The organism is Streptomyces sp. NBC_01445, assembly GCF_035918235.1.
Taxonomy (GTDB): Bacteria; Actinomycetota; Actinomycetes; order Streptomycetales; family Streptomycetaceae; genus Streptomyces.
In genome coordinates this window covers 2,880,852-2,904,760 of the sequence record NZ_CP109485.1, presented here as the reverse complement: position 1 = coordinate 2,904,760, position 23,909 = coordinate 2,880,852, and the positions used below count along the sequence as shown (strand labels likewise).

At 71.7% G+C, this 23,909-nt stretch carries 18 protein-coding genes and 1 pseudogene; 10 read left to right on the top strand and 9 right to left on the bottom strand.

Annotation, left to right across the window (positions count from 1 at the left end; translation table 11 throughout):
• Nucleotides 1-4: 4 nt before the first annotated feature.
• The 3 genes from ccrA to OG574_RS13335 form a co-directional block, all read right to left on the bottom strand.
• A complete protein-coding gene (gene ccrA, locus OG574_RS13345) occupies nt 5-1,342 on the bottom strand; it encodes a crotonyl-CoA carboxylase/reductase (RefSeq protein WP_116507969.1) in 1,338 nt (445 codons plus the stop codon).
• 733 nt (nt 1,343-2,075) lie between these two features.
• Nucleotides 2,076-2,900, bottom strand: coding sequence for a TetR family transcriptional regulator (locus tag OG574_RS13340; protein WP_199841634.1), 825 nt, complete (start codon nt 2,898-2,900; stop codon nt 2,076-2,078).
• A gap of 127 nt (nt 2,901-3,027) precedes the next feature.
• Complete coding sequence (locus tag OG574_RS13335) at nt 3,028-4,833, bottom strand: 3-hydroxyacyl-CoA dehydrogenase family protein (RefSeq protein ID WP_326773400.1); 1,806 nt, start codon at nt 4,831-4,833, stop codon at nt 3,028-3,030.
• A 355-nt stretch (nt 4,834-5,188) separates the two neighbouring features.
• On the opposite strand from OG574_RS13335, the gene OG574_RS13330 reads away from it, so the two are divergent.
• On the top strand, nt 5,189-5,770 hold the full coding sequence (locus OG574_RS13330; RefSeq protein WP_100591529.1) for an adenylosuccinate lyase: 582 nt from the start codon (nt 5,189-5,191) through the stop codon (nt 5,768-5,770).
• A gap of 10 nt (nt 5,771-5,780) precedes the next feature.
• Here the strand turns inward: OG574_RS13330 and OG574_RS13325 are convergent, their stop codons facing one another.
• From OG574_RS13325 to OG574_RS13315, 3 genes are all read right to left on the bottom strand, one after another.
• A complete protein-coding gene (locus OG574_RS13325; RefSeq protein ID WP_326773399.1) occupies nt 5,781-6,350 on the bottom strand; it encodes a GNAT family N-acetyltransferase in 570 nt (189 codons plus the stop codon).
• A 59-nt stretch (nt 6,351-6,409) separates the two neighbouring features.
• Nucleotides 6,410-7,987 carry an alpha/beta hydrolase gene (locus tag OG574_RS13320; RefSeq protein ID WP_326773398.1) on the bottom strand — a complete coding sequence of 526 codons (1,578 nt, stop codon included), beginning with the start codon at nt 7,985-7,987 and terminating at the stop codon, nt 6,410-6,412.
• Between the two features lie 135 nt (nt 7,988-8,122).
• Nucleotides 8,123-9,169, bottom strand: coding sequence for an Rv2578c family radical SAM protein (locus OG574_RS13315; RefSeq protein ID WP_326773397.1), 1,047 nt, complete (start codon nt 9,167-9,169; stop codon nt 8,123-8,125).
• Nucleotides 9,170-9,313: 144 nt separating this feature from the next.
• On the opposite strand from OG574_RS13315, the gene OG574_RS13310 reads away from it, so the two are divergent.
• From OG574_RS13310 to OG574_RS13295, 4 genes are all read left to right on the top strand, one after another.
• Complete coding sequence (locus tag OG574_RS13310) at nt 9,314-9,757, top strand: SRPBCC family protein (protein WP_326773396.1); 444 nt, start codon at nt 9,314-9,316, stop codon at nt 9,755-9,757.
• 205 nt (nt 9,758-9,962) lie between these two features.
• The gene (locus tag OG574_RS13305; protein ID WP_398374710.1) at nt 9,963-12,374 is read left to right on the top strand and encodes an MFS transporter; all 2,412 of its coding nucleotides are present in this window, start codon (nt 9,963-9,965) and stop codon (nt 12,372-12,374) included.
• Nucleotides 12,375-12,527: 153 nt separating this feature from the next.
• Nucleotides 12,528-14,975: an ATP-binding SpoIIE family protein phosphatase gene (locus OG574_RS13300; RefSeq protein ID WP_326773395.1), complete on the top strand. Its 2,448-nt coding sequence runs from the start codon at nt 12,528-12,530 to the stop codon at nt 14,973-14,975.
• Nucleotides 14,976-15,102: 127 nt separating this feature from the next.
• Nucleotides 15,103-15,825 carry a class I SAM-dependent methyltransferase gene (locus OG574_RS13295; protein ID WP_326773394.1) on the top strand — a complete coding sequence of 241 codons (723 nt, stop codon included), beginning with the start codon at nt 15,103-15,105 and terminating at the stop codon, nt 15,823-15,825.
• Here the strand turns inward: OG574_RS13295 and OG574_RS13290 are convergent.
• The 3 genes from OG574_RS13290 to OG574_RS13280 all read right to left on the bottom strand — a co-directional run bounded on the left by OG574_RS13290 (nt 15,793) and on the right by OG574_RS13280 (nt 18,198).
• Nucleotides 15,793-16,194, bottom strand: coding sequence for a GNAT family N-acetyltransferase (locus OG574_RS13290; RefSeq protein WP_326773393.1), 402 nt, complete (start codon nt 16,192-16,194; stop codon nt 15,793-15,795). The genes OG574_RS13295 and OG574_RS13290 overlap by 33 nt on opposite strands.
• A gap of 54 nt (nt 16,195-16,248) precedes the next feature.
• A complete protein-coding gene (locus tag OG574_RS13285; RefSeq protein ID WP_100591537.1) occupies nt 16,249-16,515 on the bottom strand; it encodes a GlsB/YeaQ/YmgE family stress response membrane protein in 267 nt (88 codons plus the stop codon).
• A 156-nt stretch (nt 16,516-16,671) separates the two neighbouring features.
• Nucleotides 16,672-18,198: an LCP family protein gene (locus OG574_RS13280; protein ID WP_326773392.1), complete on the bottom strand. Its 1,527-nt coding sequence runs from the start codon at nt 18,196-18,198 to the stop codon at nt 16,672-16,674.
• 114 nt (nt 18,199-18,312) lie between these two features.
• On the opposite strand from OG574_RS13280, the pseudogene tatA reads away from it, so the two are divergent.
• The 5 genes and pseudogenes from tatA to OG574_RS13255 all read left to right on the top strand — a co-directional run.
• Nucleotides 18,313-18,468: pseudogene (tatA, locus tag OG574_RS13275) on the top strand (Sec-independent protein translocase subunit TatA); the annotation flags it as partial.
• Between the two features lie 145 nt (nt 18,469-18,613).
• A complete protein-coding gene (locus tag OG574_RS13270; protein WP_326773391.1) occupies nt 18,614-19,447 on the top strand; it encodes a M55 family metallopeptidase in 834 nt (277 codons plus the stop codon).
• Entirely contained in the window at nt 19,440-20,774 is a 1,335-nt protein-coding gene (locus OG574_RS13265) for a M20/M25/M40 family metallo-hydrolase (RefSeq protein WP_326773390.1), read from the top strand. Before OG574_RS13270 ends, OG574_RS13265 begins: the two co-directional genes overlap by 8 nt.
• Before the next feature lie 86 nt (nt 20,775-20,860).
• Nucleotides 20,861-22,867, top strand: coding sequence for a dipeptidyl-peptidase 5 (locus OG574_RS13260; protein WP_326778458.1), 2,007 nt, complete (start codon nt 20,861-20,863; stop codon nt 22,865-22,867).
• Entirely contained in the window at nt 22,864-23,802 is a 939-nt protein-coding gene (locus OG574_RS13255) for a S66 peptidase family protein (RefSeq protein ID WP_326773389.1), read from the top strand. The genes OG574_RS13260 and OG574_RS13255 overlap by 4 nt, the downstream gene beginning before the upstream one ends.
• Nucleotides 23,803-23,909 lie beyond the last annotated feature (107 nt).

Below are 23,909 nucleotides of genomic sequence, written 5' to 3'. Positions count from 1 at the left end.
GGGTTCAGATGTTGCGGAAGCGGTTGATGGCGTCGATGTGCTGGGCGCGCAGTTCCTGGTCGCGGACGCCCAGGCCCTCCTTCGGGGCCAGCGCGAGGACGCCGACCTTGCCCTGATGGAGGTTGCGGTGCACGTCGTAGGCGGCCTGGCCGGTGTCCTCGAGGGAGTACACCTTCGAGAGCGTCGGGTGGATCTTGCCCTTGGCGACCAGGCGGTTCGCCTCCCACGCCTCGCGGTAGTTGGCGAAGTGCGAGCCCACGATCTTCTTGAGGGACATCCACAGGTAGCGGTTGTCGTACTCGTGGTTGTAGCCGGACGTCGAGGCGCAGGTGACGATCGTGCCGCCCTTGCGGGTCACGTAGACCGAGGCGCCGAAGGTCTCGCGGCCGGGGTGCTCGAAGACGATGTCGACGTCTTCCCCGCCGGTGAGCTCACGGATGCGCTTGCCGAAGCGCTTCCACTCCTTCGGGTCCTGGGTGTGCTCGTCCTTCCAGAACTTGTAGCCCTCGGCGTTGCGGTCGATGACCGCTTCGGCGCCCATGGCCTCACAGATGGCGGCCTTCTCCGGGCTGGAGACGACACAGATCGGGTTGGCGCCGCCGGCCAGCGCGAACTGCGTGGCGTACGAGCCGAGTCCGCCGCTGGCGCCCCAGATCAGGACGTTGTCGCCCTGCTTCATGCCGGCGCCGTTGCGCGAGACGAGCTGGCGGTACGCGGTGGAGTTCACCAGGCCGGGGGCCGCGGCCTCTTCCCAGCTCAGGTGGTCCGGCTTCGGCATCAGCTGGTTGGACTTGACGAGCGCGATCTCGGCGAGGCCGCCGAAGTTCGTCTCGAAGCCCCAGATGCGCTGCTCGGGGTCGAGCATCGTGTCGTTGTGGCCGTCCGAGGACTCCAGCTCGACGGAGAGGCAGTGCGCGACGACCTCGTCGCCGGGGTTCCAGGCGTTGACGCCGGGACCGGTGCGCAGCACGACGCCCGCGAGGTCGGAACCGATGATGTGGTACGGCAGGTCGTGGCGCTTGGTGAGCTCCGACAGGCGTCCGTAGCGCTCCAGGAAGCTGAAGGTGGACACCGGCTCGAAGATCGAGGTCCAGACCGAGTTGTAGTTCACGGAGCTGGCCATGACGGCCACGAGCGCCTCGCCCGGGCCGAGTTCCGGGACCGGCACGTCGTCCAGGTGGATCGACTTGCGGGGGTCCTTGTCCCGGGTGTCGAGGCCGGCGAACATCTCCGCCTCGTCCTTGTGCACGGTGATGGCGCGGTACGACTCGGGGAGCGGCAGAGCGGCGAAGTCGGCGGAGGTCGACTCCGGCGACTGAATCGCGTCCAGGATTTCCTTCACGATGTTGCCTCCGGCGATGCGTCCCAGGGGGACGTTGAGGGTTACGTCGGTGTGGAGTGCTGCTGTGTGGGTGGAGAGGTGCCGTCGGTTCGGCGGGGTGTTGCTACGGCAGCGCTTGGTCGGCGCGAGAAGTTTGCCTGTGACGCAGGCGTCCGGGCGCGCTCGCCACGGATTGGGTGGCTTGCGGGGACAGCCGACGTACGGAAGTTCTCTGCACGCCGGCCGCCCGGACACCTTCAACGTATGGCACCGCGTGCCAGTCGGCAAGACACTGGGTGCCACAAGTTTTTGAGCGATGATCGATCAGTGCAGGTCAGAGGTGGTGCGGCTCGATGGCACCGGAGGCCGACGGCGGCTCTGGCCTGCGTCTCAGAGGCCCCGGAGAGGGTCCACAGCGGCCTCCAGGGGGCCCGCTATGCGGGCGGCGAGGTGGAGCGGCGAGGGCGGCGCGCGGATCGCGCACCTGCGGCCGGACGGGGCCCCGACCCTGCTCGGTGGGGAGAGTGCCGCCGCCTACCGGAAGCCGGGCGCACAGATCGCGCCGGACGGCCGGGGGTGGCGGCGCTCTCCGGGCGGGAGGCCGCGCCGGAGAGGGCGCCGGACGACCGGCTGGGGGCAGCGGCGTTCTCCGGGCGGGAGCCGCGCCGGAGAGCGCGCCGCGCGGGCCGGTCTTCTTGATGGGGCGTCAACAGCCCCTGGGGCCAGCACAGTTCATGCAGTGCCGACGGGGCGGCTAGCCGCGTTCCCGCAGCGCCTTCTCGATCGTTCCCATGATCTCGTCCAGCGGCGCGTCCGTGCGCGCCACGGTGACCAGCACGTCGCCACCCGTGGACGCAGAGGCCGCCGGAGCGGTGGCGGTGTCCCGGCCCGCCCCGATGCCCGTACCGAACGTCTTGCGGACGATCGCGAAGGCGTGGTCGAGCTGGTTCTCCACGTCACCCTGGCCGCCGGCCCGCAGCCAGCGCCGCAGCACGTGGTTGTGGGCGGTGACGACGGCGGACGCGGCGACCTCGGCGAGCAGCGGGTCGTCATTGCCGTGCTGGTGGGCGTGCTCGTCGAAGTGGCCCAGGAGATAGCGGGTGAAAAGCCGCTCGTAGCGGGCCACCGAGGCGATCTCGCGCTCGCGCAGGGTGGGTACCTCGCGTGTGAGGCGGTAGCGCTCCACGGACACGGCGGGCGACGCCGCGTACATCTTCATGACTTCCTTGATGCCGCGGCACACCGTGTCGAGCGGATGCTCGTGCGCGGGCGCCGCGTTGAGGACCGCCTCCGCCCGGATCAGGGTGTCGTCGTGGTCCGGGAAGATCGCCTCTTCCTTGGAGCGGAAGTGGCGGAAGAAGGTCCGCCGTGCCACACCCGCCGCGGCCGCGATCTCGTCGACCGTCGTGGCCTCGTAGCCCTTGGTCGCGAAGAGTTCCATCGCCGCGGCCGCCAGCTCCCGGCGCATCTTGAGCCGCTGGGCTGCGGCACGGGAGCCCGCGGCGCTCTCAGGAGCGTCGGGCGTGGGCGTCGTTCGGGAGGACTTGGCGGCCTTGGACATGCCATGAACGTACTGCATATGCGCGGTGGCGTGCGCCCGAGCGGGGTTCCCCCCACCCGGGGCACGGGCGGGGGGAGCGAGACCGGGCGGCCGGAGCAGGCCGCCCCAGTCGGTGGGCCGTCCGGTGCCGCTGCCCGTGGGCTGGTCAGCGCCGGGCATATTCGCGGAAGCCGCGGCCGGTCTTGCGGCCGAGGCAGCCCGCGGCCACCAGGTGCTCGAGCAGCGGCGCGGGGGCCAGGCCCGGGTCGCGGAACTCGCGGTGCAGGACCTTCTCGATGGCCAGCGAGACATCGAGGCCGACCACGTCCAGGAGCTCGAAGGGCCCCATCGGGTAGCCGCCGCCGAGCCTCATCGCGGCGTCGATGTCGTCGAGCGTCGCGTAGTGCTCCTGCACCATCTTGATCGCGTTGTTCAGGTACGGGAACAGCAGGGCGTTCACGATGAAGCCCGCGCGGTCACCGCAGTCCACCGGGTGCTTGCGGATCTTCGTGCACACCTCACGGACGGTGGCGTGCACGTCGTCGCCGGTCAGCACGGTCCGCACGACCTCGACGAGCTTCATCGCGGGCGCCGGGTTGAAGAAGTGCATGCCGATGACGTCCTGCGGGCGCGAGGTCGCGCGGGCGCAGGCCACGACGGGCAGCGACGAGGTCGTCGTGGCGAGGACCGCGCCCGGCTTGCACACCTTGTCGAACGTCCCGAACAGCTGCTGCTTGATCTCCAGGTCCTCGGCGACGGCTTCGAGCGCCAGGTCGACGTCCGAGAAGGCGTCGTACGAACCCGCCGGAGTGATCCGGTCCAGGGTCTGCGCCGCCGCCTCCGCGGTCATGCGGCCCTTGTCGACAGAGCGCGAAAGAGACTTGCCGATACGGGACTTGGCCTTCTCGGCCTTCTCTTCGCTGCGGGCGGCGAGCACCACGTCGTAGCCCGCCTTCGCGAAGACCTCCGCGATACCGGACGCCATGGTCCCGGAGCCCGCGACGCCGACCGAGCGGATGGTGCGCGCGCCGTCCACGACTTCGCCCGCGAGCGGGGTGAGCGCGTCCCGCACGACCTCGGAGCTGCCCGGCTCCGCGTACGTGTAGAAGCCGCGCCCCGACTTGCGGCCGGTCAGACCCGCCTCGCTGAGCTGCTTGAGGACGGGCGCCGGCGCGTGCAGGCGGTCGTGGGACTCGGTGTACATGGCGTCGAGGACCGTGCGCGCCGTGTCGATGCCGATGAGGTCGAGCAGCGCGAGGGGGCCCATGGGCAGGCCGCAGCCCAGCTTCATCGCGGCGTCGATGTCCTCGCGCGAGGCGTACTTCGCCTCGTACATGGCGGCGGCCTGGTTGAGGTAGCCGAACAGCAGGCCGTCGGCGACGAAGCCGGGCCGGTCGCCCACCGCGACGGGCTCCTTGCCGAGTTCGACGGCGAGATCCGTGACCGCCGCGACGGCCGTGGGCGCGGTGAGCACCGACGAGACCACCTCGACGAGCTTCATCGCGGGCGCCGGGTTGAAGAAGTGCAGCCCGAGGACCCGCTCCGGGCGGGCCGAGTCGGCGGCGAGCCGCGTCACGGACAGGGCGTTCGTGCCGGTCGCGAGGATCGTCTCCGGCCGCACGACGGCGTCGAGGTCCCGGAAGATCTGCTGCTTGATGTCGTACGACTCGGGAGCCACCTCGATGACGAGGTCGGCGTCGGCCGCGGCTTGGAGGTCCGTGAAGGTGCGGAACCGGGCGAGGACGTCCCGCCGCTCGTCCTCGGTGAGGCGCTCGCGGCGCACCGCACGCGCCGTCGAGGCCTCGAGCGCGGCGACGGCCTGCGCGCCCGCGGCCTCGCTGATGTCGATGCCGATGACCTCACGGCCGGCGCGGGCGAGCACCTCGGCGATGCCGGTGCCCATCGTGCCGAGACCGACGACCGCGACGGTCGGGAGGGTGGCCGGGGAAGCGGGGGACAGGGGAGCGTCCATCTGAGGACTCCAGGAGGGAGGAGTGACGACTGAGGGGCACAAGCGGATACGCCTACGGGCGTACCGAGTGCGGGGATTCGAGCCCGGACGCGACGCACACAGGCGTCCGGTGAACCGGTGAGATGGAGATCCGGCGGGGCTCTGTCCCGGAGCCGCGCCGTACTGCGGTACCTGAGGCACCGAACCGACTGACACTCTCGGCGGCTGCGTCACCAGGCCGCCAGGAGTGGGGTGCGGGGAGTGTGCCCCGCTCAATTGAGGTTAACCGGCGAGTAACGAGCGCGCCAGCCCTCGGCGTTCATCAGTCTCTGTGATCTACGTCGCCGGGGCCCGAGGCCTGTCTACGCTGGACCGCATGGACGAAGAGTTGCGATCGGTGACGGAGCGCTTACGGGCCGAGTCGGGCGCCTCCCCGCTGTTCGACCGGATCGCGGCGACCGGCGACCTCGACGAGCTGGCGGCCGTGCTGACCGAGCCCGGGCAGCCGCTGTGGGCGCGTGAGCTGGCCGCGTACCGCCTCGGAGCGGCCGGGGACCGCCGGGCCTTCGAGGCGCTTGTCCTGCTCCTCAACCACCGCGACCCGGCACGCTGTGCCACGGCCGCGCACGCTCTGGCCGCGCTCGGCGACCCGCGCACCGCGCGCGCGGCCGCGGCGCTCGCCACGAACGAGCTGCGGGTCGCGTACGCGCTGCACCCGGTGCGGCTCCTGGCCGCGCTGCGCGCCCCCGAGTCCGCGCCCGCGCTGATCACCACCCTGGAGCGGCGCCTCGGTCCCCGCGATCCGTACCGCGCGGTCGCGCTCGCGTGCGTGGAGGGGCTCGGCAGCCTCGGGGACGCCCGCGCCCGTCCCGCCCTGACCGCGGCCCTCGCCCACCCGGCGCTCGCGGAGGCCGCGGTGCGCGCGCTCGCGCGACTGCCCGAGCAGCGTTGGAGCTGAAGCCCGAGCGTCAGCGGCGGACGGCGCGCACGTAGCGCACTTCCGGTACAGGTTCCCCGTCCACCTCGAACGGCTCCTCGGCGCCGTCCGGGGTGAACCCGGCGCGCTCGTAGAACCTGCGGGCGCGAGCGTTGCCCTTGAGTACCCACAGTCGTATCCGCTCGTAGCCGGCGTCGGCGCAGCGGTCCAGGCAGGTGTCCAGGAGGGTGCGGCCCACGCCGGTGGACAGCTGCCCGTCGTGCACGTAGATCGCGTACAACTCGGCTTCCCCGGGCGGGAGATCGTCGTCGCGGGACGGGCCGTGGCAGGCCCAGCCGACGAGGTCGCCGGCGCGCTCCGCGACGACGTTCACCACCGACGAGCCGGCCTGCGCGAGACGCTCGCGGCTGCGCGCCGCGTCCTCCTCGATGCTCAGCGCGGCCAGATAGGACGCCGGCATCAGGCCCGCGTACGCCGTCCGCCAGCCGCGGATCCGGATCCCCGCCACCGCCTCGCAGTCGGCGTCGGCCATGTCCCGGACGTGGATGTCCGCCGCCGGGAACGCGGCAAGGGCGGTGTCGTGGGTTCGAGGGGTGCTCATGCGCCCATCGTGACCCGGCGGACACCGCCCCGGCCAGGGTGTGCATCACAGGGAGTTGCTCAGCCGCGGAAGCCCATCAGCCCGTGCAGGCGCATGCCGCGTGACGGGGGTGGACCGGCGGCCCTGCCCTTCTTCGCGAGCGGCTTCGGCTCCGGCAGCTTCTTGCACGTCGCGTCGGCCTCGCCGCTGCCGCGCGGCACCTTCCCGGTCCGCAGATAGTCGGCCAGGTACCGGTCCAGGCAGGCGTTCCCGCTCAGGCTGACGCCGTGGTTCTCGCCGCCCTGCTCGACCACCAGGCTGGAGCCGCGCAGCTCGCGGTGGACGGCGACCCCGCCCTCGTAGGGCGTGGCGCCGTCGTCGGTGGCCTGGAAGAGCAGCGTCGGCGGCAGCTCGTCGTTGGACACGTCCGTCGGCGCCAGCGGACTCATCGGCCAGAACGCACACGGCGCGTTGTACCAGGCGTTGTTCCAGGTCGAGAAGGGCGCCTTCTCGTACGCCTGCCAGTTGTCGTCGCGCCACTGGTTCCAGTCGCGCGGCCACCCGGCGTCGCGGCACTGCACGGCCGTGTAGACGCTGTAGCCGTTGTTGCCCGAGGCGTCGACGGCGCCGAGCTCCTTGTACGTCTTGACGAGCGGGGCCGGGTCCTTGTCCTTCACGTACGCCGCGAACGCCCCGGCCAGATAAGGCCAGTAGCCGTTGTAGTAGCCGCCCGGCAGGAAGGTGTCCTCCAGTTCGGCGGCCCCGACCTTCTTGCCCGCCGGCTTCTTCTGCAGGGCGTTGCGCATCGCGTACCACTCGGCCTCGACCTGCGCCGGGTCCTTGCCGAGCTTGTACGTCGCGTCGTGCCGCGCGACCCAGGCGAGGAACGCCTGGTGGCGGGCGTTGAACGCGTGGTCCTGCCCCATGTTGTCGTCGTACCAGACACCGCCCGGGTCGACGATCGAGTCGAGCACCAGGCGGCGCACGCGCTGCGGGTAGAGCTTGGCGTAGACGGCGCCCAGGTAGGTGCCGTACGAGTAGCCGAAGTAGTTGAGCTGCTGCGCGCCGAGCGCCGCGCGGATCGCGTCCAAGTCCCTGGCGGCGCTCACCGTGTCGAAGTACGGGAGCACGTTCGCGTACTTGGTGGTGCACGCCTTCGCGAACGCCTGCGCGCGGTCGAGGTTGGCGCGCTCGATCGCCGGGGTGGACGGCACGCTGGGCGGGCGCACGGTGGCGAAGTGTTTGGGCCGGCAGTTCAGGGCCGGTTTGCTCTTGCCGACGCCGCGCGGGTCGAAGCCCACGACGTCGTACTGGGCGGCGACGCTCTTCGGCAGCTCGCGTGCCACGAAGCCCGCCAGCGCCAGGCCGCTGCCGCCGGGGCCGCCGGGGTTCACCAGGAGCGGGCCCTGCGACGTCTTCGCGGTGTGCCGGACCCGGGACAGGGCGAGCGTGATCTGTTTGCCGGCGGGGCGGTTGTGATCGAGCGGCACCCGCACCGAGGAGCACTGGAGCGTCGGGTATTTCTTGGTGCCGCAGTCCTTCCAGGTGAGGGCTGCGCGCTGGACGGAAAGGGTCGGGGCGGCGGCGGCCGGAGCCGCGGCGAGCATGCCGGCCACCATGGTGGCGGCGCCGCACACGGCGGCTACGCGTTTCTTCATCGGGCCTCCCAGGATGGAGGGTTCGGGGCCGCGAGCGCGCGGCCCCCGCGGCATGGTCCCCGAATCCATGCCGAGAACGTCCTGTTCTATGCAGAGTTGACCCGATTGGCGTGTACGTGTCCGGGAGGGGCGCGATCAGAGAAGCGTGAGCTGGGTGGCCGCGGGGGCGGGCTCCGGCTCCTGGCGTGCGCGCAGGCGTCGCGGGGCCTCCGCGCGCGAGGGGCCGATGCCGAACTCCTCGGCCAGTTCGTGCACCTGACGGGTGATCCGGCGCTGATACCACTTCGGGGCGTACGCGCCCTCCGCGTACAGCCGCTCGTAGCGCCGCACGAGGTGCGGGTGGTGGTGGCCGAGCCAGGACATGAACCACTCGCGCGCCCCGGGCCGCAGATGCAGCACGAGCGGCGTCACGGAGGTCGCCCCGGCCGCCGCGACGGCCCGTACGGTCTCCCGCAGCTGCCCGGGGTGGTCGCCCAGGAACGGGATCACGGGGGCCATCAGGACCCCGCAGCCGACGCCGGCCTCGCCGAGGGCGCGGACGACGTCGAGGCGCCGCTCCGGCGCGGGCGTGCCCGGCTCGACCGTGCGCCACAGCTCGCGGTCGACGAAGCCGACGGACACGGAGACGCCGACGTCGGTGACCTCGGCGGCCTGCCGCAGCAGGTCGAGGTCGCGCAGGATCAGCGTGCCCTTCGTGAGGATCGAGAACGGGTTCGCGTAGTCCCTGAGCGCCTCGATGATTCCCGGCATCAGCCGGTAGCGCCCCTCCGCGCGCTGGTAGCAGTCCACGTTCGTGCCCATCGCGATGTGCTCGCCGTGCCAGCGGCGCGAGGCCAGATGGCGGCGCAGCAGATCCGGCGCGTTCACCTTCACGACGATCTGGCTGTCGAAGCCGAGGCCCGTGTCGAGGTCCAGATAGCTGTGCGTCTTGCGGGCGAAGCAGTAGACACACGCGTGCGTGCAGCCCCGGTACGGGTTGACCGTCCACTCGAACGGCATGCGCGAGGCGCCGGGCACGCGGTTCACGATCGACCTGGCCCGGATCTCGTGGAACGTGACGCCCGCGAATTCAGGCGTGTTGAACGTGCGGGTGATCACGTTGTCCGCGCCGAAGAGCGCGGCGTCCGTGACCCTCCCTGTCGGGATTTCGGCCGGATTCTCCGTGAGGTTCTCCCAGCGCATGACGCCTCCTAGCTAGCACTGGGCACAGAATAGAACACATGTTCCCTTGATCGTGCGACCCCGATTTTGGTGGCCACCCAGGAGGGTGGTTGGCTTGGGCCTCCCTCTCGAACACCGAGAACACCGACTGCTGGAGGAAGTGCCATGGCGCAGGTCGAGGCCATCACGGAGCGGGTCATCGCCGCCAAGCCGGACGACGTATTCGACGCGCTCGCCGACTACAGCGGCACGCGCGCGAAGCTGCTGCCCGAGCACTTCAGCGAGTACGAGGTCCGCGAGGGCGGTGACGGCGAGGGCACGCTCGTCCACTGGAAGCTCCAGGCCACCAGCAAGCGGGTCCGCGACTGCCTCCTCGAGGTCAGTGAGCCCACCGACGGCGAGCTCGTCGAGAAGGACCGCAACTCCTCGATGGTCACCACCTGGCGTGTGACCCCCTCCGGCGAGGGCGCCTCCCGCGTCGTCGTCAGCACCGTGTGGAACGGCGCGGGCGGCATCGGCGGCTTCTTCGAGAAGACCTTCGCCCCCAAGGGCCTCGGCCGCATCTACGACGCCGTCCTCGCGAAGCTCGCCGCCGAGGTGGAGAAGTAACCCCGGTGTAGTGCGCCGGTGCAGTACCCCGATGTAGTGCTCACCGTTTCGAGTGGTTTTCCGTTCGCGCGCGGTTGTACGCCGTAGGGCTCCCACCGGCGCATTCGCGCCTGGAACCCGCCGGAGCCGCCGCTCGTCGCGCTTGCCCGCAGTTGTCGCGTAATGCGAGAAATATGCGGCGCAGGCGCGACGAGGGGAGCGACAGGTGGGCACGACGACGCTGGTGACGAGTGAGCCGTGGCCGGTGCCGGCGACGGAACCGACCCCGGCCCCCGAGCCCCAACCGGCCGTGGAGCAGCGGCAGTTCCCGGATCACGGCCTCGGCCCGAGCCGGGTCCGCATGGTCTTCTTCGGGCTCATGCTGGCGCTGCTGCTCGCCGCGCTCGACCAGATGATCGTCGCCACCGCGCTGCCGAAGATCGTCGGCGAGCTGCACGGCCTCGACAAGATGTCCTGGGCGATCACCGCCTATCTCCTGACCGCCACCATCGGCCTGCCGATCTACGGCAAACTCGGCGACCTCTTCGGCCGCAAGGGCGTCTTTCAGTTCGCCATCGCCGTCTTCGTCGTCGGCTCCGCGCTGGCCGGCTGGTCGCGCAACATGGACGAACTCATCGCGTTCCGCGCCGTCCAGGGCATCGGCGCCGGCGGGCTCATGATCGGCGTGCAGGCGATCATCGCGGACATCGTGCCGCCTCGCGAACGCGGCCGCTACATGGGCCTCATCGGCGCCGCGTTCGGCCTCGCGTCCGTCGCGGGCCCGCTGCTCGGCGGCTACTTCACCGACCACCTCACCTGGCGCTGGTGCTTCTACATCAACGTGCCCTTCGGCCTGGTCACGCTCGCCGTCGTCACCGTCGTACTCAAACTGCCCCGGCCCAGGGTCAAGGCCGAACTCGACATCCTCGGGGCCCTGCTCCTCGCGGCGGCATCGACCTGCCTCGTTCTGCTGACCAGTTGGGGCGGTACCGAATACGCCTGGGGTTCACGGGTCATCCTGGGGCTCGCCGCCGGAGCGGCCGTGACGGCTGTGCTCTTCGTCGTCGCCGAGCACTTCGCCGCCGAACCCATCATCCCGCTGCGGCTGTTCCGCGACCCTGTCTTCAACATCACCAGCCTGGTCGGCATGGTCATCGGCATCGCCCTCTTCGGAGCGGCCAGTTACCTGCCGACCTTCCTCCAGATGGTCGACGGCGCGAGCGCCACCGAGTCGGGGCTGCTGATGCTGCCGATGATGGGCGGCATCGTCATCGCCTCGATCGTCTCCGGCCAGCTCATCAGCCGCACCGGGCACTACAAGATCTACCCGATCCTCGGCGGGGCCCTGTCGACGGCGGGCATGTGGCTCCTGTCCCGCCTCGAAGTCGACACCCCGCGACTGCACTACAGCCTCTACATGGCCGTACTCGGAGCAGGCATCGGCCTGATCATGCCCGTGCTGATCCTCGCCGTGCAGAACGCCGTGCGCCCCGCCGACATCGGCACCGCGACCAGCGCCAACAACTACTTCCGGCAGATCGGCGGCAGCGTCGGCGCCGCGATCTTCGGCACGCTCTTCGCCGACCGGCTCGCCGACGCCCTCGCGGACCGGCTGCCCAAGGGGGCGGGCCTGCCCGACCCGGAGTCCATCACCCCGCAGCTCGTCCACGCCCTGCCGCGCGCGCTGCGCGACGGCTACATCCAGGCGTACGCCGACGCCATGCCCCGGATCTTCCTCTACCTCGTCCCGGTGCTCGTCCTCGGCCTCGTGATCGCCTTCTTCCTCAAGGAGACACCCCTGTTGTCCAGTGCCGCCCCCCACAGCGCCCCGAGCGGCGAGACCACCTCAGTCCCGTCCCAGGCCCGGACCTCGTACGGCGCCGGCGTGCCGGTCTGCGGCATCGTCCAGCACCCCGACGGGACCGCGGTGCCGCGCGCCGCGCTCACCCTCATCGACGTCGGCGGCCAGCAGATCGGACGCGGCGCGAGCGGCGACGACGGCCGGTACGCCCTGTCGACGCCCGGCGCCGGAAGTTACGTCCTGATCGCGGCGGCGGGCGGACACCAGCCCCAGGCCGTGACCGTCACCGTGGGGGAGCGGCCCGTCGACCTCGACGTAGTCCTCGGCGGCGCCGGGCGGCTCGCCGGGAGTGTGCTGACCGCAGACGGTGCGCCCGTGCGCGACGCCACCGTGACCCTGACCAACGTCCACGGCGAGGTCGTCTCCACGACCCGCAGCGGGCGCGAAGGCGGCTACGTCATCACGGAGCTGGTGGCCGGCGAGTACACGCTCGCCGGGAGCGCGCCCGCGTTCCGCCCCGCAGCGCTCCCCGTCACCGTGATGGCCGCGCGCGAGACCCGCCAGGACGTCGAACTCGCGGGCGGCGCCGTGCTGCGCGGCACGGTCAGGGCCGGCGGCGGACGCCCCGTCGAGGACGCGCGGGTGACCCTCCTCGATGCGGCGGGCAACGTCGTCGACACCCTCACGACGGGCGCCGACGGCACGTTCCGCTTCGTCGACCTGTCGTCGGGCGAGTACACCGTGATCGCCGCCGGTTACCCGCCGGTCGCCACGGTGCTGCACATGGCGGGCGGCGGCCGCACGGAGCGTGACCTGCAACTGGGCCACGAGGACTGAGTGTTGGGGCCGGGCAGCGTGCCCGGCCCCGGCGCGCAACGCCCGTTCAATTCGGCCGATGCAGCCCCCTGTACCCCCGTACCGCGTACCGTGGAACGGGAAAGGGCCGAACCAATGACGCTCGGTCGCCGCGCGGGGAAGGGAGCGCAGGCCATGCACAGTGGCACCGGGACGGCCCCGCAGAGCCCCGTGCCCGGCCGCGTACCCCTGGCGGTCGTCGTGGTCGGCGAGTCCGGACTCGTCTCGCACTGGAGCACCGGCGCGCGCCGCCTCTTCGGCCCCGCGCGCGAGGACGCCGTCGGCCGCCCCGCCACCGACCTGCTGCCCGTCTCCGGCGCACTGCCCGACGGCCCCGACTCCGAGGCGTACGGGGAAGAGGGCGCGTACGACGGGCTCGGCCCCGGCCTGGAGTCCTCGCTCGAGGGGCGGGCCTCGTACCCCGCCGCGGGCCGCGCCCGCCTCGAAGCTCCGCGCCGGGAGCGCATCGACGTCCTGTGGTGGGCCTACCCGCTCGTCGGCCCCGGTCCCGAGAAGCTGCTCGTACTCGCCGCCGACGCCGGCCGGCTGCACGCCGACGACGTGCCCGACGGGCATCCCCTGGAGCGCATCGCGCCCGGCTTCGCCCTGCACACCGACTTCCCCGGAGCGGACGAGCTGGCCCGCGGACTCCCCGCCATCCTGCCCAGCATGAGTGTCGGCGAGAGCGCCCGCATCGTCTCCCAGGTGCTCGAACTCGGCTATCCCGTACTGGAGTTCAGCCTCCACGACCGCGTACCCGTCACCGCCGACTGGGGCGTGCCCCGGCGCACCGAGCGCAAGGCCCGCAGGGAGGAGGCCGCCCGCGCGGCCGCCGCCGGACTGCCCGCGCCGCGCCGCGCACCCGACGACGACGCGGACGACCTCGAGTACGCCGCAGTCCGCGAACACCTGGAGTTCCTCAACGAGGTGAGCGGGCGCATCGGTTCGTCCCTCGACCTGTCCCGCACGATCATCGAGGTCAGCCGGGCCGTCGTACCACGCTTCACGGACGTCGCGGGCACCTATCTGCGCGAACAGGTCGTCGCGGGCGAGGGGTTCCCCGAAGGCCCGCCCGACGCGACCACCCTGTGGCACCGCGTCGCCCTGGAGCACACGGACGAGCCGGGCCGCTGGGACGACGTCGTCCCCGTCGGCGAGTCCATGCCGTTCCCCGCGCACACGCCGTTCTTCCAGTGCATGACCTCCGGGCAGCCCGTCCTCGTCCCGCGCATCACCGAGGAGATGGGCAACGCGATCGCGTCGCAGTTCGAGAAGCGCGACATCAGGCCCCTCATCACCGACCGCTCGATGCTGGTGGTGCCCCTGAAGGCGCGCAACGTCGTCCTCGGGTTCATGATCCTGCTGCGCCACCGGGAACGCCCGGTCTTCAACGACATGGACCGCGTCACCGGCGCCGAACTCGCCGCCCGCGCGGGCCTCGTCCTCGACAACGCCCGCATGTACACGTACCAGGAGAGCGTTGCCGAGACCCTCCAGGACAGCATGCTGCCGCACATCGAGCCGCACATGCCCGGCTGCGACATCGCCACCCGCTATCTGCCCGGCACGCTCCTCGGCCGCGTCGGCGGCGACTGGTTCGACTCGATCAAGCTGCCGGGCTCGCGGACCGCACTCGTCGTCGGCGACGTCATGGGCCACGGGCTCAACTCGGCGGCGATGATGGGCCAGTTGCGCACCGCCGTCCAGACCATGGCCGCCCTCGACCTGCCGCCGGCCCAGCTCCTGCGCAACCTCGACGACCTCGCTCAGCGCCTCGGCGAGCACTACCTCGCGACCTGCCTGTACGCGGTCTACGACCCGATCGCGAACGAGCTGGAGCTCGCCAACGCCGGGCACATCCCGCCGGTCCTCGTCCGCGCCGAGGACGGCCGCAGCGAGCTGCTCGAACTGCCCACCGGCGCGCCCATCGGCGTCGGCGGCGTCCCCTTCGAATCGGTCCGCGTCCCGATGGCGCCCGGCGACCGGCTCGTCATGTGCACCGACGGCCTCGTCGAGGTGCGCGGCGAGGACATCGGCGTCGGCCTCGCCACGCTCTGCGAGTCCGCCGCCCACCCCGCGGCCTCCATGGACGCCGCCTGCGACACCATCATCAGATCCCTGGCTGTGACATTTGCTGACGCGGGCCGCGGCGGCCGCAAGGACGACGTCGCCCTCCTCATGGCTCGGCTCAACGGCATCGCGCCCGAGGACGTCGCCGACTGGAGCGTCACCCCCGACCCCGCCGAGGTGCGCCGCACGCGCGCCCTCGTCCGCGACCAGCTCACGGCCTGGGGACTCGGCGCGCTCACCGGCCCCGCGGAAATGATGGCCGGGGAGCTCGTCGCCAATGCCGTACGGCACGCCCGCACCCGCAGCGTCGAGGTACGCCTGGTGCGCTCGGGGACCCTCGTGTGCGAGGTCGAGGACGACGACCAGAGGCTGCCGACGCTGCTCAACGCGGGCCCGGGCGACGAGTTCGGGCGCGGCCTGCGCGTCGTGAGCGCCCTTGCCAGGGAGTGGGGCACGAGTCGTACGGGCTCCGGCAAGACCGTGTGGTTCGAACTGGCTCTGCCGCGAGCGTAGTTGGCGAGGGAGCGCATCGGGCGTACCCGTATCGAATGCGGCGTGAAGGTATGCGCCGGGTGCTTGTGGGCGGGCCCGGGGCGCGGTAGACCGATCTTGCCGTGCCACCGCACCCCGGGAGCTGCAGATGAGCGTGACGAGTCGGTACAAGGACGCCTGGGAGAGCTTCTGGCGTGAGGCTCCCGGCGAACCCGGCGGAGTCTTCTGGGACGCCGAGCCCGCCCTCACCGCGAAGGTTCATCTCGCCCTGTTCGAGCCGCACTTGACGGAGGGCCTTCCCGTCGTGGACCTCGGCTGCGGGAACGGCACCCAGACGCGCTTCCTCGCCGACCGCTGCCCCCGCGTCGTCGGCGCCGACCTCTCCGACGCCGCCCTCGGCCACGCCCGGCGCGCCGACCCCGCGGGCCGGGCCGACTTCCGGCAGCTCGACGCCACCGAGCAGACCGAGGCCCACCAGCTGCACTCCGAGCTCGGCGACGCGAACGTGTACATGCGGGGCGTGCTCCACCAGTGCGAGACCGACGACCGCCAGGCCCTCGTCGACGGCATCGCGGCGCTCGTCGGCGAGCGCGGCCGTGCCTTCGTCGTGGAGCTCGCCGAGGCCGCCCGGCCCGTCCTGATGTCTCTCGCGCAGAGCCCCACGGGCCCGCCCGCGAAGCTGGCACCGGTCTTCGCGCACGGCATCGCACCCGGCGAGGTGTCCGACGCGGCGGTCCCCGACTACGTACGCACCGCGGGCCTCGATGTGCTCGCGAGCGGCGAACTCCCGCTCACCACCACGGAGTACACACCGGACGGCACCCGCATCGAGCTCCCCTCACGCTGGCTCGTCGTGGGGCGGACACACTAGCCGCCGCAGGCCGAGGCGGCGCAGGGCGTCGCCGAAGGGGCCCAGGAGATGCGGGCAGAGAGGCCGGCCGCGCCCGAGGGGGACGCCTTCGTGCGCGGTCACCGCGAGGAAGAAGCCGCGCCCCGGGCGGGTCTGGAGGGTGGTGTTCCAGCGGTGGCCGTGACCCTGGGCCAGCGCGACCCGCACCGCCCGCCGGCCGAGCCCCTCCTGTCGGCGTGACTCCAGGATCCAGATGCCGAGGAGCCGGCCCGTGCGGCAGGGCGCGCACAGCCGGAAGCGGACCTGGCCGACGAGCGCGCCGCCCTCGTCGTGGAGCAGCACCTCACCGGCGCCGTGCGCCGAACGGGGAGGGATGCTCGTGAGGCGCACCGGCCCGGACGGTGACGCCGGCGGGCCTGGGCCCATGGGGGATCGACCGGCCCGTCAGTCGCGCGAGTTGCCGAAGAGCAGGCGGTAGCCGATGAGCAGCACGAGCGAGCCGCCGATGGCCGCGATCCAGGTGGTCCCGTCGAAGAACTGGTTGTCGATCGGGCGGTCCAGGAACCGCGACGAGATCCAGCCGCCGACGAACGCGCCCGCGACGCCGATGAGGGTGGTGCCTATCAGGCCGCCCGGGTCGCGGCCGGGGAGCAGGACCTTGGCGATGACTCCGGCGACGAGGCCGAGGATGATCCAGCTGATGATGCCCACGTGTGCGTCGTTCCCCTCGGTGATGTGTGGTGCTTGTGCTTTGGCTGTGCTTTGGCTGTGCGTTGCGAATTTGCGCAACTGTACAGACAGAGGTGAAGACGCTGAACGGTCCCGGTCGGTTGCATCGGTTCAGCCGTGGTGCCCAGCCGTGGCGCGTCATCCGTAGGACAGGTTCGAGCACAGGCTGTCGTCGGCGGAGCGGGCGTCGTCGGAGACGTCGGACGGTATGCCGGTGGGTTCCGGCGACGCCGTCGCGGCGGTCGACGGATGGTCCGCGTAGTCCTGCCCGAGAAGCGCCTTGATGCCCGTGGTCGAGGTCTCTTCGAGGCGTGCGCCCGGGAACCGCTGGGCGAGCGTGCCCGCTCGCGCCTTCTCGCCGGGGCCGTACTGGATGAGTGTGGTCGTCTGGTTCCGGGTGTTCGCGGTCGCCGTGCCGGTGACGGTGAACCCGTCGTCCTCAAGGGCGCGCGCGGCCTGGGCGGCCAGTCCCATGACGGTCGTTCCGTTGTAGACCGTGACGCGGATGCCGTCCCCCGGATCCGGCGCGGCGGAGGGCGCGGGTGAGGCGCTCGGCCCGGCGCCCTTCTTGCCGCTGGCGTCCTTCCCGTCGAGTGTCCGGTCCTCTCTGAGCGACGCCCACAGCGCGTCGGCGTCCGGCTCGACGACCGCGACGCGGCTTCCCTCGTAGCGCCAGGGGATCGTGACGAACTTGGTGTTGTGCAGGTCGACGTTCTTGAGGGACATCGCGAAGGAGAGGAGCTTGTCGGCGGAGCCGAGGCCGGGGTCGACGGTCATCGACCGCGTGGCCGCGTTCGCGAGCGGCAGGAGCTTCGTGGGCGTCAGGCCGTTGCTCTTGATCTCCTTGATCAGGCTGCCGACGAAGGCCTGCTGCCGCTTGATGCGGCCGATGTCGGAGCCGTCGCCGATGCCGTGCCGCAGGCGGACGTAGTCGAGGGCCTTCTGCCCGGAGACGCTCTGCTCGCCGCGCGGGAACAGGAGCTTGCCGGGGGTCGTGCGATGGGGGTTGAGGTCGCGCTGGTAGATGGGCTGCGGCAGGCACACCTTCACGCCGCCGACGACGTCGGTCAGGGCGGCGAAGCCCTTGAAGTCCACGACGACGGTGTGGTCGACGCGCAGGCCCGTCAGCTTCTCCACCGTGTTCTGCGTGCAGGCGGGGTTCCCGCCGGCGGTCTCGCCGGTCGAGTACGCCGCGTTGAACATCGTGTCGGGCCGCGTGCTGGTCCAACTGCCGTCGGGCAGTTTGCAGGGCGGGATCGTGACGAGGGTGTCGCGCGGGACGGACACCGCCACGGCGTTGCGATGGTCGGCGTAGACATGCAGCAGGAACGTCGTGTCCGAGCGGCCGATGTCGCCCTTGTCGCCCCCGCCGAGTGCCTCGTTGCCCCCGGTGCGCGCGTCGGAGCCGATGACGAGGACGTTCTCCCCCTTCGACGCGTCGGCGTCGGGGCGGTCGCCGGAGATGCCGTCCGAGCTGAACGTGTTGATGTCGCCGCCGAGTTTCAGATACACCCAGCCCACGCCGCCCGTCAGGAGGACGAGCAGGGACAGGGCTATCGCGAGCGTGAAGCGCACGCGGCTGCGCCTCGGTCGCGCCGCGCGTGCGGGGGACTTGGCGCCGCCGCCTCGGCGCGCGGGTGCCAACTGCTCACGGGTGCCTGCCATGGGGTGCGCCCTCACTCGGATCCGGGGTTGTACAGTTGCGCAATGTAGCAAGCTTCTTGGTGGGTGCCGTCCGTGGTGCCCACCTCGTCCGAAGAGACGAAGGGTGGGGCGAAAATGTTCCGCAACGGTCTTGAGCCCTGGCACCTGCTCATTGTGGCGATCGTGGTCATCGGCCTGTTCGGTTCGAAGAAACTGCCCGACACGGCGCGCGCGCTCGGCAAGTCGCTCCGGATCCTCAAGAGTGAGACGCGGGCGATGAAGTCGGACGAGGTGGAGGAGCGCCGGGACCCGGCCGCGTCCTGACGTCGGCGCATCCGCCGACCGGAGGGGTGCCCGCCGCCTTTCGGTGGACTGGACCTCTGGCTCTCAGGGTGGCTCTGGCCTGCGCGTTCCCTGACGCGTACCGTGTTGCGCCATGAAGATCCTCATCAGCGCCGACATGGAGGGCGCCACCGGCGTGACCTGGCCGGGGGACGTGCTGCCCGGCACCCCGCAGTGGGAGCGCTGCCGGTCCATGTTCACCTCGGACGTCAACGCCGCCGTGCTCGGCTTCTTCGACGGGGGCGCCGACGAGGTGCTCATCAACGAGGCCCACTGGTCGATGCGCAATCTGCTCCTGGAGCAGCTCGACGAGCGCGCGGAGATGATCACGGGCCGCCACAAGACGCTCTCCATGGTCGAGGGTGTCCAGCACGGCGACGTCGACGGCATCGCGTTCATCGGCTACCACACGGGCGCCGGCACGGAGGGCGTCCTCGCCCACACGTACCTCGCCAACTCCATCACCGGCGTCTGGATCAACGGCGTACGGGCGAGCGAGGGCCTGCTGAACGCGCACGTCGTCGCCGAGTACGGCGTGCCCGTCGTCCTCGTCACGGGCGACGACCTCACCTGCGACGACGCGCTCGGCTACGCGCCAGAGGCCCGCAAGGTCGCGGTCAAGGACTATGTGTCCCGGTATGCGGCTGTCTGTCGTACGCCGAAGCGGACCGCCGCCGACGTCAGGGCCGCGGCGAAGGAGGCGGCGGCGCTCGCCGTGCGCCACGAGCCCGTCGAGGGCGGCCCGTTCACCATCGAGCTCGAATTCGACGCCGAGCACCTGTCGATGGCCGCGACGGTGGTGCCCGGAGTCCGGTGCACCGGCGAGCGCAGGATCTCCTACACGAACGACACCATGTACGACGGCATCCGCACCTTCAAGGCGGTCACCACGATCGTCTCGGCCGCGGTGGAGGAACAGTATGGCTGACCAGGCATTTCAGGTGGACGATCAGGCGCTCGACGAGGTCGTGACCTTCACGTCCGAGCTGATCCGCATCGACACCACCAACCGCGGGGGCGGCGACTGCCAGGAGCGCCCGGCCGCCGAGTACGCGGCCGAGAAGCTCGCCGAAGCCGGTCTTGAGCCCACCCTCCTCGAACGCACGAAGGGGCGCACGAACGTCGTCGCGCGCATCGCCGGCACGGACCCGTCCGCCGACGCGATGCTCGTCCACGGCCACCTCGACGTCGTCCCCGCGGAGGCCGCCGACTGGAGCGTGCACCCGTTCTCCGGCGAGGTCCGCGACGGGGTCGTGTGGGGCCGGGGCGCGGTCGACATGAAGAACATGGACGCGATGATCCTCGCGGTCGTCCGGCAATGGGCCCGCGCCGGGGTGCGCCCGCGCCGGGACATCGTCGTCGCCTTCACCGCCGACGAGGAGGCGAGCGCCGAGGACGGCTCCGGCTTCCTCGCGGACCAGCACGCCGGCCTCTTCGAGGGCTGCACCGAGGGCATCAGCGAATCGGGCGCCTTCACCTTCCACGACGGCTACGGCAAGCAGATCTACCCGATCGCGGCGGGCGAGCGCGGCACCGGCTGGCTCCGGCTCACCGCGCACGGCAAGGCGGGCCACGGCTCGAAGGTGAACCACGCCAACGCCGTCACCAGGCTCGCCGCCGCCGTCGCGCGGATCGGCGCGCACGAGTGGCCGGTGCGGCTCACCCCGACCGTGGCCGCCGCGCTCACCGAACTCGCCGCCCTGTACGGCATCGACGCCGGCGTGGACTCCCCGTACTTCTCGGCCGACGAACTTCTCGCCAAGCTCGGCCCGGCCGCGGCGCTCGTCGCGCCGACCGTCCGCAACAGCGCCAACCCGACGATGCTGTCCGCCGGATACAAGATCAACGTGATCCCCGGCGAGGCGAGCGCGTACATCGACGGCCGGTACCTGCCCGGCGGCGAGGACGAGTTCCGCGAGACCCTCGACCGGCTCACCGGACCCGATGTGGACTGGGTGTTCGAGCACCGCGAGGTCGCGCTCCAGGCGCCGGTCGACGCGCCGACGTTCGCGGGGATGCGCGCGGCCGTCGAGGAGTTCGCGCCCGAGGGGCACGTGGTGCCGTACTGCATGTCGGGCGGCACCGACGCCAAGCAGTTCTCGCGGCTCGGCATCACGGGCTACGGCTTCGCGCCGCTGAAGCTCCCCGAGGGCTTCGACTACCAGGCGCTCTTCCACGGCGTGGACGAGCGGGTCCCGGTGGAGGCGCTGCACTTCGGCGTCCGCGTGCTCGACCGCTTCCTGCGGTCCGCGTAGGCACCGTCGGGCGGGTTTCGGCATCGGTTGGGGAGACGGTCTAGGAAATGGCGTTGCACGTGGAGAACATGGGGGCCTCTGAAGTCATGGGGGACGTGGACAAGTTGGTGCTGATCCAGAATTACGGATCGTGGCCGTCGCCGATCACGGCCGCGCTCGCCGCGGCGCACGACGGGAAGCCCGAGTACGTCGGCTTCGTCGGCGACGAGGCGTGGTGGACGGAGCCCCGCCCCGGCGAGGGCGGCCGGCGGGCCCTGGTCAGGCGGCGCGCCGACGGCTCGGAGCACACCGTGCTGCCCGCGCCGTGGAACGTGCGCAGCCGCGTCATCGAGTACGGCGGCCAGCCGTGGGCCGGCGCCGGGCGCCCCGAGGGCCCGCGCGGTCCGCTGGTGGTGTTCGTCGACTTCGCCGACCAGCGGCTCTACGCCTACGAGCCCGACGCCCCCGGCGCCGTACCCCGCCCGCTCACCCCCGTCTCCGCGGTGGGGGACGGGCTGCGCTGGGCCGATCCGCAGATCCACCTCGACCGGGGCGAGGTGTGGTGCGTCCTGGAGGAGTTCACCGGGGAGGGGCCGACCGACGTGCGCCGCGTCGCCGCCGCGGTGCCCCTCGACGGAAGCGCGGCCGGGGACCGCACCGCCGTGCGTGAACTCTCCGACGGGCGTCACCGGTTCGTCACCGGACCCCGCCTCTCGCCCGACGGCCGCCGCGCCGCCTGGCTCGCCTGGGACCATCCGCGCATGCCGTGGGACGGCACGGAGCTGGTCGTCGCGGACGTGACCGAGGGAGGCACGTTCAGCGGGGCGAGGACGGCGTTCGGCGGGCCCGAAGAGTCCGTCGCGCAGGTGGAGTGGGCTCCGGACGGCGCCCTCGTCTACTCCAGCGACCGCAGCGGCTGGTGGAACCTCTATCGCGTCGGCCCGGACGGCGAACCGCGGGCCCTGTGCCCGCGCGAGGAGGAATTCGGGGGGCCGCTCTGGAAGATCGGCCACCGCTGGTTCGCCCCGCTGGAGAGCGGCCTGATCGCCGTCGTCCACGGCGTCGGCGCCACCGCGCTCGGCGTGCTCGACCCGGCGACCGGCGAGGTCGTGGACACGGCCGGACCCTGGACCGAGTGGAGCCCGGCCCTCGCCGTGCACGGCACCCGCGTCGTCGGCATCGCCGCCAGCCCCCGCACCGGCCACGAGGTCGTGGAGCTCGACACGGCTACGGGCCGGGCGCGCGTCGTAGGCTCCGCGCACACCGACGCCGTCGACCCCGCGTACTGCCCGGAGCCGCAGATCCGCACCTTCGCGGGCCCCGACGGCAGGGACGTCCACGCCCACATCTATCCGCCGCACAGCCCCACCCACGCCGCGCCCGACGACGAACTCCCGCCCTATGTCGTGTGGGCACACGGCGGCCCCACCGGGCACTCGCCCCTCGTACTCGACCTGGAGATCGCCTACTTCACCTCGCGCGGCATCGGCGTCGCCGAGGTCAACTACGGCGGCTCCACCGGATACGGCCGTGAGTATCGCAACCGCCTGCGCGAACAGTGGGGCGTCGTCGACGTCGAGGACTGCGCCGCCGTGGCGCTCGCGCTCGCCGACGAGGGCACCGCCGACCGCGACCGGCTCGCGATCCGCGGCGGCAGCGCCGGGGGCTGGACCACGGCCGCGTCCCTGACCGGCACCGACGTCTACGCCTGCGGCACGATCCTCTACCCCATCCTCGACCTCACGGCCTGGGGCTCCGGCGAGACCCACGACTTCGAGTCCCAGTACCTGGAGTCGCTCGTCGGACCGCTCGCCGAAGTGCCCGCGCGGTACGTGGAGCGCTCGCCGGCCGAGCACGCGGAGCGGCTCACCGCGCCGTTCCTGCTGCTCCAGGGCCTCGACGACGTGATCTGCCCGCCCGCGCAGTGCGAGCGCTTCCTCGCCCGCCTGGAGGGGCGCCGCGTCCCGCACGCGTACATCGCCTTCGAGGGCGAGAGCCACGGGTTCCGGCGCGCGGACACCATGATCCGCGTCCTGGAGTCCGAACTCTCCCTGTACGCCCAGGTGTTCGGCCTCCATCCGACCGGGATCCCCACGCTGGAGCTGTCCAAGTGACGTCACCGACACCGCTGACCCGACCCGCACGCCTCGCCCCCGGAGCGCGCGTCGCCGTCGTCGCGCCCAGCGGACCCGTGCCCGAGGAACGGCTGGAGGCAGGTCTCGACATCCTGCGCGGCTGGGACCTCGAGCCCGTCGTCGAACCCCAAGTCCGCACGGTCCATGGTCAGTTCGACTACCTCGCGGGCGGTGACGCCGAGCGCGCCGCCGGTCTCCAGCGGGCCTGGTGCGACCCGTCCGTCGACGCCGTCCTGTGCGCGCGGGGCGGATACGGCGTGCAGCGCATGGCCGACCTGCTCGACTGGGACGAGATGCGGGCGGCCGGGCCCAAGGTGTTCGTCGGGTACAGCGACATCACGGCGCTGCACGAGGCGTTCGCCGCCCGGCTCGGTCTCGTGACCCTTCACGGACCGATGGTCGCGGCGGCGGACTTCCTCAAGAGCGCCCGCGCGCAGGACCACTTGAAGGCCACGCTCTTCGCACCGGAGACCGTGCAGACCATCACGTCGGTGGACGGCGGACGGCCGCTCGTGGGCGGTACCGCGCGCGGCGTCACGCTCGGCGGCTGCCTCTGTCTGCTCGCCGCCGACCTGGGCAACCCGCACGCCCGGCCCTCGGCCGCGGGCGGGCTGCTGTGCCTGGAGGACACGGGCGAGGAGACGTACCGCATCGACCGCTACCTCACCCAACTCCTGCGCGCCGGCTGGCTGGACGGGGTCTCGGGGATCCTGCTCGGATCCTGGGCGGAGTGCGACGCGTACGACGGGTTGCGCGCGCTGCTCGCCGACCGGCTCGGCGGTCTCGGCGTACCGGTCGTCGAGGAGTTCGGCTTCGGGCACTGCGAGGGGGCGCTGACGATCCCCTTCGGCATCACGGGTGAACTCGACGCGGATGCCGGGACGTTGAGCCTGGATGTGCCCGCGCTGGCCTGAATCTTTCGGTTACTGAATCTTCGTCAAGAAACACGCGTCCCGGTGATTGACCCGCGTATGACACGTGTCACAACATGACCACGCCCAGACTTACCGGTCGGTAGCCG

Coding starts and splice junctions, on each gene's coding strand:
- OG574_RS13295 (WP_326773394.1), top strand. CDS start 15,103: ATGAGCGTGACGAGTCGGTACAAGGACGCCTGGGAGAGCTTCTGGCGT.
- OG574_RS13320 (WP_326773398.1), bottom strand. CDS start 7,987: ATGAAGAAACGCGTAGCCGCCGTGTGCGGCGCCGCCACCATGGTGGCC.
- OG574_RS13330 (WP_100591529.1), top strand. CDS start 5,189: ATGGACGAAGAGTTGCGATCGGTGACGGAGCGCTTACGGGCCGAGTCG.
- OG574_RS13315 (WP_326773397.1), bottom strand. CDS start 9,169: ATGCGCTGGGAGAACCTCACGGAGAATCCGGCCGAAATCCCGACAGGG.
- OG574_RS13335 (WP_326773400.1), bottom strand. CDS start 4,833: ATGGACGCTCCCCTGTCCCCCGCTTCCCCGGCCACCCTCCCGACCGTC.
- OG574_RS13340 (WP_199841634.1), bottom strand. CDS start 2,900: ATGCAGTACGTTCATGGCATGTCCAAGGCCGCCAAGTCCTCCCGAACG.
- OG574_RS13270 (WP_326773391.1), top strand. CDS start 18,614: ATGAAGATCCTCATCAGCGCCGACATGGAGGGCGCCACCGGCGTGACC.
- OG574_RS13300 (WP_326773395.1), top strand. CDS start 12,528: ATGCACAGTGGCACCGGGACGGCCCCGCAGAGCCCCGTGCCCGGCCGC.
- OG574_RS13265 (WP_326773390.1), top strand. CDS start 19,440: ATGGCTGACCAGGCATTTCAGGTGGACGATCAGGCGCTCGACGAGGTC.
- OG574_RS13260 (WP_326778458.1), top strand. CDS start 20,861: ATGGGGGACGTGGACAAGTTGGTGCTGATCCAGAATTACGGATCGTGG.
- OG574_RS13280 (WP_326773392.1), bottom strand. CDS start 18,198: ATGGCAGGCACCCGTGAGCAGTTGGCACCCGCGCGCCGAGGCGGCGGC.
- OG574_RS13310 (WP_326773396.1), top strand. CDS start 9,314: ATGGCGCAGGTCGAGGCCATCACGGAGCGGGTCATCGCCGCCAAGCCG.
- OG574_RS13325 (WP_326773399.1), bottom strand. CDS start 6,350: ATGAGCACCCCTCGAACCCACGACACCGCCCTTGCCGCGTTCCCGGCG.